Origin of the sequence: Blautia sp. HCP3S3_D9 (assembly GCF_052063845.1) — a bacterium.
In the GTDB taxonomy this organism is placed as follows: Bacteria; Bacillota; Clostridia; order Lachnospirales; family Lachnospiraceae; genus Blautia_A.
In genome coordinates, this window is sequence record NZ_JBQHWS010000138.1 from 1 (window position 1) to 8,449 (window position 8,449).

Sequence of the window (8,449 nt, forward strand, 5' to 3'; positions counted from 1 at the left end):
TATATTGGTTTTTCCCAGTATATCAATTGGTGGAGGAAATAGCACTACGCCTTCTTTTGAAGCACTTACACATCAATGTTTGAGGCACTTACTGAAAATAAGGACTTTTATCATCTTTTCTGCCTTTTAGAACACAAACGAGAGTTAATTATTACGGAAGTTCACAGTTATACTCGATACTTTTCATATGCGAACACCTATCTACTTTCTCTCATTTCCACTTTTCTCCCATATTTTCTGCTATATTCTGCCGTTATCAATGCTCCGCTGCCTTTCCCGGCCTGGATTATGATTAATTTATCGGACCAGCTGCTGATCAGGCGGTTTCTTCTGGGGAACGTGTATCTGGATGGTGAAGTTCCGGGTGGGCATTCTGACAGGAGCAGACCTTTTTCCTCTATACATTTCATCAGTTTGTGGTGTTCACTTGGATAACAGATATCCAGACCATTTCCTAATATTGCTATTGTGTAGCCACCGGCATTAAGACATGCCGTATGTGCATAGCTGTCGATTCCTTTGGCCATTCCGCTGACAACTGCAATCCGGGTCTTGGCATATTCTGACGCCAGAAATACCGTTTCCTGTTTTGCTTCCTGGCTGCATCTTCTCGCACCTACTATTCCAACTGTCTGATCCATTTTCTTGATATTTCCTTTATAGTATAACATTGGCGGCGCATCAGCAGGCTCTCTGGCACGTAAAGGATAACGATCGTCGTTCCAGCATAAGATAGAGATATTTTTGCTTTGGCAATCATCCATGATCCTTTTCGCTTTTTCCAATGAATGATTCCTGATGATACTTTCTCTTTGTCTTGCAGACAGTCCTGACATTCCGCTTAGGGTTTCATGGTCAGCCTGATAAATCTTTTCCGCATCTCCCAGTTCTTTTATCAGGTATCTGGTTGTAACAGGGCCGATAAATGGTATCTGCGTAAGCCATATCCAGTATATCATTATTTAACCACCACCATTTTACTATTGCTTTTGTCCAGCTCCCGGCACGTCAGAACTTTTTCTATATCTTTTTGACGGATTTTTTCTTCTCCATCCAGGTCCGCACTGGTCCTGGCAAGTCTTAATAGTTTGTGGATCACACGGGCACTATATCCATACTTTTCACTGGTCTCTCTCAGTAACTTCAATGAATCTTTATCCAGCACACAATATCTCTGTATGAGTTCCGTTGTCATCTGCGCATTACAGTTGATCCCTTTTTCCTGCGCATATCTCTCCTGCTGTATCTTCCTGGCTTTTTCTACCTTTGTACGCAATTCTTCCGAAGAAGCCCCTGATTTCTGGTCTGCTATTGCAAAGAAATCCACAGGATGGACTTCTTTCTGTATATCTATCCGGTCCATGATAGGGCCGGAGATCTTTCCCCTGTATTTAATAATCTCATAATCCGTACACTTACATTTTGCACCCGGATAATAACCACACGGACAGGGATTCATAGCTGTAATAAACATAAAACTGGAAGGAAACGTATGAGTACCGTTCACTCTTGAGATAGATACTTTTTTATCTTCTATCGGCTGGCGTAATGCGTCAAGAGTCCGCCTTGAAAATTCAGCAAGTTCATCCAGGAATAGTACCCCATTATGTGCCAGTGATACCTCGCCCGGCATTGCATAGGCACCACCGCCAATCAGAGCATTCAATGATGCATTATGATGCGGGGCGCGGAATGGTCTGTATTTCATCAGGGCATGTCCATTGGGAAGCAGACCGGAAATACTGTATATTTTTGTTACTTCCAGACATTCTTCCTCTGTCATTTCCGGGAGGATCGTTGGAATCCTCTGCGCAATCATGGTCTTTCCGCATCCGGGCTCCCCGACCATCAGCATATTGTGCCCTCCTGCCGCAGCAAGAACAACCGCCTCTATCAGCTCATCCTGTCCTTTAACCTCTTTAAAATCCAGAACTGTCCCTGATTCTTCCGAACCTTTTTCCTTTTCACCCACATGGATTTCTCCCCCTGATGTTTTTCCTTCAAGACAGCGGATCACGCCTGTCAGATCATGAAATCCCAGAATTTCTACTCCATGCACCAGTCCTGCTTCTTTAAGATTAGCCTCCGGCACGATAATCTTCTTTATTCCTTTCTTCTGACCGGCAATGATCATCGGCAGAATCCCTCTGCAGGCTCTTAACCTTCCATCTAATGACAGTTCTCCGATAAAGCCATATTCTTTCAGGTTCTTCACCCCTATGTCTCCGTTCTGGCAAAGCACTCCAACCGCCATTGCAAGATCAAAATGAGAACCGCTTTTCTTTTTATCACTGGGTGCAAGACTGATGATCACACGCTTTTTAGGAAAAACATAACCGCTCTCATCAATCGCTGCCTGGATTCTCTCTGCTGCTTCTTTTACAGCCTGATCTCCAAGACCGATGATCGATATCACCGGCTGTCCCTCCAGCATCTTTACTTCTATATCCACAGGATACCCATCAATCCCCTGAATTGCAAAACTTCTTACCACGGTAGCCATAATTCATCTTCCCCTATCATTTTTCTGATATGCTGTTCCTGCACTATATATTTGTGTCCTATATCTTCCACAAACTCCCTGTATTGATAAATACTGTTTTTCGGAAAGTACGCAAGTGTCTTCTTTTTCTCTGTGATCCCATCATCCGCAATCCCTATCATCGTCCGATAGCTGCTCCATAAATAATCTTCCGGATAATCTGCAATCTGCGCTTTTACCGGATTAAGATGTATGTAACGGCTTGTCTGGAGAAAATAAGCATCTTCTTTTACAAGGCAGGATTTATACCGGCTCTCAAAAACATGCCCTCTGTAACCATACTTATGGTTATAGTAAATGGCATAACACTCTGACATATATTTCATAAACTTCCCGATTTCTATATCGCCTGTTTCAAGCAACAGATGGACATGGTTTGTCATCAGACAATACGCATGCAGCCAGCAGTTATATTTACTCAATGATGTCTTTATTATCTGCAGCAGTACCTGATGATCCATCTCATCTTCAAATATTGGTTTTCTTCTCACTCCTCTGTGCATGATGTGGTAAATTGCTCCCGCATACCAGTCCCTTAATTTTCTTGCGATCTTTCTCCCTCCATTTCACTTTGTTATTTTCAATAATAGTATCATTTATGATTATCCCAAATAAAAATCTGTCAGTCATCACAGATTTTTATTTCAATATGTTTTCCAAGGGCATTCGCATATTTCTCCAATACAACCAGCGTTGGTACCCTGCCACCGCTCTCAAACCGGGCCATATTCGACGGTTTTATCCCTGTAATATCCGCTATTTCCTGCTGCGTCATTTTCTGGCGGTGTCTCTCCTCCACTAACTGCCGGATTGTTTCCGAAGATCTGCTCAACACTTTTTCCTGGATCTTCTCTGTATATACTTCCAGTCTCTTTTCTCTGGCTTCCTTTTCTGTCAGGTATTCTTTCATGTTCTCCTGCATTTGCTTATCTCCCTATCCCATCTCTGATATCTTATTTACGAGATTTTATCACTCATGATAAGTTTTTGCAAGATATTTTATGCTTCTTTTATAGAACTTTTAGTTCTGTTTTATTTTCTTTATCGGTATTTCATGGGGTCTGACCCCGGGTACGCTCTTAAATCCACTTTTGATGTCTTAACTGCTGCCTGATAAGATTTAAAAATACTTTCAGGAACATGCTTAAAATCATATTTGTTTCCAGGATACTCCATTGATACGTCAGATTCATACCCGTATGGAGTAAGCATTGTATCATCAGAATATGACTTATAAAGCGAAATCCCCTCACAAACCGGGCACTCTAATAATGACCACCAAGTATCTGCCGTAAAGATTACATCAGTGCCATCCATTTCTTTAAAATGCTGTTTATAACCAGCCACTATTTTTAATAACCCTTTGTTACCACAATGCTTGCAAGTTTGTAAAAGATATTTTTTATCATCCATAATAATCTCTCGTTTTCCTGTGTATTCTGGTTACTGCAATTAATACTTAACTATGTAATCCTTGTTGTTAAAATTTGCAATCTTTTTTTAATTCAAATACCATTTTAACATATACTTCATAATCCAACAATCTTTATCCAGCTATACCCCTGATTTCAGCATCATTGCTTTTTCTGTCTTTTCAGGAACCTGAATCAAGCCAAATCTCCATAGAATCGGATAAATATACGAAATCCCCCTAATATCTCCCAATGCTTTTGGCTTTTCAATTACACCTGTTATTAATCTACTGTTATCAAAAGCCAATTTCACACTGCTCCAGGAAAGAGTTTTACTTTTTTCCCGTCGATCTATCAACAATTCTCTATTATATTCTCCGTCTTTTCCAATCTTTATTTTATAGCGAAACAGTAAACCGGTTGCGGTTCTAAACGGATATTCCTGAAACACAATAACAGCCTGCCACAAATTATCCTCTGATGGCAATTTCTTCAGTATGGAAATCATTTCTTTTCTATTCCAATACCTTCGGCAACGTTCTGCATTTACACTCAATTCTTCTGCATTATAAAGCCCCTTGCAGTATGTCAAATATGACTGAACCGAAGCTCTGGACAATCTTGTAATCTTCATAATCTCTGGAACTGATTTCCCTTGTTTACGCAATTCATTAACTTCTGTACAAACATCTGAAGAAAACACTCCTGCTGTAATTAACAGCTTGCGTAGCTTCAGCAATGTAATATTCAATTCTTCTGCTAATCCTCGCATGGAATCTGCTTCTTCATAAGCTGCACTTAATTCTTGTAGAAAAGCATCGAACTGTTTTTCCGCATTATACTCTGGTTTCTTTTTAGGTCTACCTGACATATTTTACCCCTCATATTTTCATGTTAATCTAATCATACAGAACAAAATAAAAATACATTTGCCGTTTGGTCATAAATCTAATCCCGGTGAGGGAGAAACCCCTGAAAATTAACGGGGTAAGTTAGTGTTCTCCCTCTGTCATAATTGCATCTACTTTTCTCATAATTTCTTCATTTGGAAAAACAGAAGAAAATACATATTTATCTTTCCTTACACTTTTGCTCTTCCCATGCTCTTTTCCAACACTATAATCTTCTTCAATGTATGCTGCTCCAAACTGCTCATATATTGATTTTTTTCCTAATATTTTTCTCAAAATATAATTAATAAATCTTACCATCCTAACTCCTTTAATCTACCTATTTGTTTATCTTTTGCATTCTCATCAGTTTTATTATCTGTTTTTCTTTCTTCTATTTTTCCTATTGTTATATGTATTATTGTTCCGTTGCTGAACATTATTCTGAACCACAGACACAGGTGTTGTTTCCAACTGTTTTAAATAAAACTGATATTTACTCAATATATTATAAACAAGTGCTGCATATGATTTAACAAGATAAATGTTTCTTTGTTTCGCTTCTTCAGTAAATGCTTTAGTGCTGAGCGAATCAACACACAAAAAGCCCAATATATTATATGATTCTTCCTCTGACGTATAAAATAAACGTTTATTGGCAATTCTTATCGGTACAACTATGGTTCCAAGATAGTAATCTTCCCAGTTATCTGTTGAATTTCTATATTTATGTCCTATTTTTTTCAACGATTCCGCATATTCTTTTAAATCGCCCTGATAAAATGAAGAATCATTGCCTCTCCTTTTCTCCGATACAATATTCATAAAATCTGTATTATCACTAATTTTTACTCCACTTGAAAATCTTACATCAAAACTTTTTCTTTCCTCCTGACTATTGCGTGATCTTACAAAAGTTTTTACCTTTGCTTCTTCATAGGATATTTTCTCAAATCCTTCCCCTACAATAACCTTAACACAGCCACATACCTTTTCCCCTGTAATTGTAGAAAGAATTTCTGTCAAATAATCCAATGCATTCTCAAGAAAATGTTCTACTGTATCTGTTAATAACTTCAAGTTAAGATTCTGTCTTTTATAATCACATTCCATTTGGTTGATTACATTTCTATAATCGTGTAGAAAACGATAATATTCTTGACTAATACATTGGTCTCTTTGAGTCATATATTGGTCTTTCTTTAACATATTTGCTTTTACATTTTTTAGCCGTATTAATAACATAACCAGCACAGCAACCATCACTATAAGAATTACTTTGGTCAAATCTATGCTTGATGCACTGGGATTTTTTATTCCAAAAATTATTTTTATTCCACTATATGCAAATCCCCCCACTACGGTCAGTACCGCAAAGACATTTGCCAGAAATTCAAATATACCCTTTATAGGTTCTGGAATTTTCGTATATAAATTGTCAGCGTTTCTGAATAATTTTCTCATCAGTTTTTACCTATTTCATTTATTTCAATTTCATTAATTATAAACCAATATATACATCCATGCAACAGACAAAATACAATATATAGCGTTTATTCTCGAAATATCACCTTATTTGATTACCAATTATTATATAACCGATAATCCATTAATCAAATATCACCATTCGTGATGCCTTTCTCTCTTTATCTGCTGGCACTAAATCAATCTTGATTCGTTTATCCTCTGATTGCTGTGCTGCTATAAAATCTTTGTATGCCTGATCTGGATCAGCAAATCTACAACATTTCAATTCATTACTGATTTTAATGTCTTTAATCCATATCTGCTGAATTTTGATATTAACAATTTCTGTATATCTAATACAAAATTCTGGTTTAAATAAATCTTTTGTATCTGCTTCTGTTGCAGGGGTCAGTTTTGCCTCCGCATTGTAAGAAGTCCATTGCATTTCCTGTGGAATTTGCCTGATACTATTAGCAAGAAAATAAATCATCTCCTGATCGTCATTATCAAAACCGTCAGAAATACTGAATGATATTCCAAATTCCGTTTCTATCAAAATTACATCTTTTATTAATTCCAAATCACCTTTTAATTCTTCAATACTTTCCGAACTAAGCGATTCTTGTAATGTTGCTTTGAATAATTCTTCCTTTTCTTCCTTTGTTTCTATTTTTATTACTGAGCCTTTTAATGCAATCATCTGGAATAGCGTAAATTTTCTCACATCACTCCATGTATTGAAATTCAATCTATAAGTAAACGATATTTTTCTATCCACTAAACTGTATACGATTATAATTTTCAAGCCATCACTGTCATTTTCATTTGCCATACATAAAATATGTTTATCAGGATCAACTGGTTGAATCTTCATCATCACATCATATTCCAAGTCAGAGCCATCTACCTTCAATGTACATGAAATTGCCTCTGGTAGTTTTTCCGGTACTAATCTGAAATTAGTATTTTTTACTTCTTCCAAAAAGCCATCTTGGTATGGGTCTATTTCCTCACCAAGCATTTTTATCACTTCAACTGGTTCTAACTCAACAGACTTTTGCGAAATATATGCTCTTCGTGCCATTTCTTCCAAAGAATACTTCCCAGCTATCTCTTCATCTGCAATTTTAAATCTTCCCTTTATCCGACTTGGATATTTCGTTTTAGCTTCAGGGACAAGAGGTCTACTGTATAAAAAATTTTTACCATTGATTTCCTGGATTCCAGTTTCATAATACGGATATAATTTATGCTGTGAAGCTAAGGAAGCTCTTACGCTCTCAAAATATTTTGTCAGTTCTTCAGAATTTTTTCCTATATTGCGGATTGCAATCGCTGGATCATTAATCGTTATATAATTATTTTCTATAGCAGAATCCTGTATGATGTTCCCATTAACTACGTCTGCAGAAATATTATTCTTCTTTTTATTTTTCTGAGTCCTGCCAAACATCACCATCAACCTTTTTAACATTAATCTCATTCTTTTTTGAAGTCTTCCGTATAACACTTGAATCACCTCGTGTTTGAGTATGCATATCCTGATGAATTGATCCTTTAATTTCTTCACTAGTAATTTTATTCTTTTTCATCGTATGTTCTTTCCACTTTGCACCAGCTATAAAAGAGCATGTCCAACCTGCCAAACAACTTATTAAAAAAGCCCCCAGCGCAGTTCCCGGATCAAGTAAATTTGAAAATTGATTTCCTAACCAATGAAGAATTTCCACTATTTCCATTCTCCTCTCATGTCAAATTCTTTTTCGCTTCTTGAACTTATATCCTATGAAATATATCACTCCGCCAACAGTTCCACCAAGGGTATTATAGCATAAATCCGAAATCTGAAAGGTACCAAGATGAAATAATAGTTGCGAAAATTCTATAATAAATGAAAAAGTTGCAACAATTTTAGTTATCGCCCATATTGTCTTTCCAAATCTGAAATTTTCCATGCTACCGAGCAGTTCTTTGTGAAACGCCCATAGAAACAAAACAGAAAACGGAATAAATAACAAAATATTTTCGTAAGTGCTTCAAAAGAAGGCGTAGTGCATAACAGAAGTTTTTTTGTTATACTCACTACAGATTCATTTGAAGCACTTTTTATTTCGTATTTTAAGCCTGCAGGTATCTGG

The 8,449-nt window shown here is 36.9% G+C and carries 12 protein-coding genes; all 12 read right to left on the reverse strand.

Annotated features, from left to right (window positions below; genetic code table 11):
• Positions 1-197: 197 nt before the first annotated feature.
• The gene (dprA, locus tag ACTNES_RS17670; RefSeq protein ID WP_441040236.1) at positions 198-959 is read right to left on the reverse strand and encodes a DNA-processing protein DprA; all 762 of its coding nucleotides are present in this window, start codon (positions 957-959) and stop codon (positions 198-200) included.
• On the reverse strand, positions 959-2,503 hold the full coding sequence (locus tag ACTNES_RS17675) for a YifB family Mg chelatase-like AAA ATPase (protein ID WP_441040237.1): 1,545 nt from the start codon (positions 2,501-2,503) through the stop codon (positions 959-961). The genes dprA and ACTNES_RS17675 overlap by 1 nt, the downstream gene beginning before the upstream one ends.
• Positions 2,488-3,093: a transposase gene (locus ACTNES_RS17680; RefSeq protein ID WP_441040245.1), complete on the reverse strand. Its 606-nt coding sequence runs from the start codon at positions 3,091-3,093 to the stop codon at positions 2,488-2,490. Before ACTNES_RS17680 ends, ACTNES_RS17675 begins: the two co-directional genes overlap by 16 nt.
• A gap of 71 nt (positions 3,094-3,164) precedes the next feature.
• Positions 3,165-3,464, reverse strand: coding sequence for a helix-turn-helix domain-containing protein (locus ACTNES_RS17685; RefSeq protein ID WP_055060664.1), 300 nt, complete (start codon positions 3,462-3,464; stop codon positions 3,165-3,167).
• 119 nt (positions 3,465-3,583) lie between these two features.
• Positions 3,584-3,955 carry a hypothetical protein gene (locus ACTNES_RS17690; RefSeq protein ID WP_441040238.1) on the reverse strand — a complete coding sequence of 124 codons (372 nt, stop codon included), beginning with the start codon at positions 3,953-3,955 and terminating at the stop codon, positions 3,584-3,586.
• 141 nt (positions 3,956-4,096) lie between these two features.
• A complete protein-coding gene (locus tag ACTNES_RS17695; RefSeq protein WP_441040239.1) occupies positions 4,097-4,825 on the reverse strand; it encodes a hypothetical protein in 729 nt (242 codons plus the stop codon).
• 121 nt (positions 4,826-4,946) lie between these two features.
• On the reverse strand, positions 4,947-5,165 hold the full coding sequence (locus ACTNES_RS17700) for a hypothetical protein (RefSeq protein WP_441040240.1): 219 nt from the start codon (positions 5,163-5,165) through the stop codon (positions 4,947-4,949).
• A gap of 54 nt (positions 5,166-5,219) precedes the next feature.
• Positions 5,220-6,308 carry a hypothetical protein gene (locus tag ACTNES_RS17705; protein ID WP_441040241.1) on the reverse strand — a complete coding sequence of 363 codons (1,089 nt, stop codon included), beginning with the start codon at positions 6,306-6,308 and terminating at the stop codon, positions 5,220-5,222.
• Positions 6,309-6,453: 145 nt separating this feature from the next.
• Positions 6,454-7,794 (reverse strand): hypothetical protein, encoded by a 1,341-nt coding sequence (locus tag ACTNES_RS17710; RefSeq protein WP_441040242.1) that lies wholly within the window; start codon positions 7,792-7,794, stop codon positions 6,454-6,456.
• Positions 7,739-8,050, reverse strand: a complete 312-nt coding sequence (locus ACTNES_RS17715; protein ID WP_441040243.1) for a hypothetical protein — start codon at positions 8,048-8,050, stop codon at positions 7,739-7,741. Before ACTNES_RS17715 ends, ACTNES_RS17710 begins: the two co-directional genes overlap by 56 nt.
• A gap of 12 nt (positions 8,051-8,062) precedes the next feature.
• Positions 8,063-8,329, reverse strand: a complete 267-nt coding sequence (locus tag ACTNES_RS17720; protein ID WP_441040244.1) for a VanZ family protein — start codon at positions 8,327-8,329, stop codon at positions 8,063-8,065.
• Positions 8,227-8,449: hypothetical protein (locus tag ACTNES_RS17725; RefSeq protein WP_441040246.1), on the reverse strand; the 223-nt coding region annotated here is incomplete at its 5' end. The genes ACTNES_RS17720 and ACTNES_RS17725, both read right to left, overlap by 103 nt.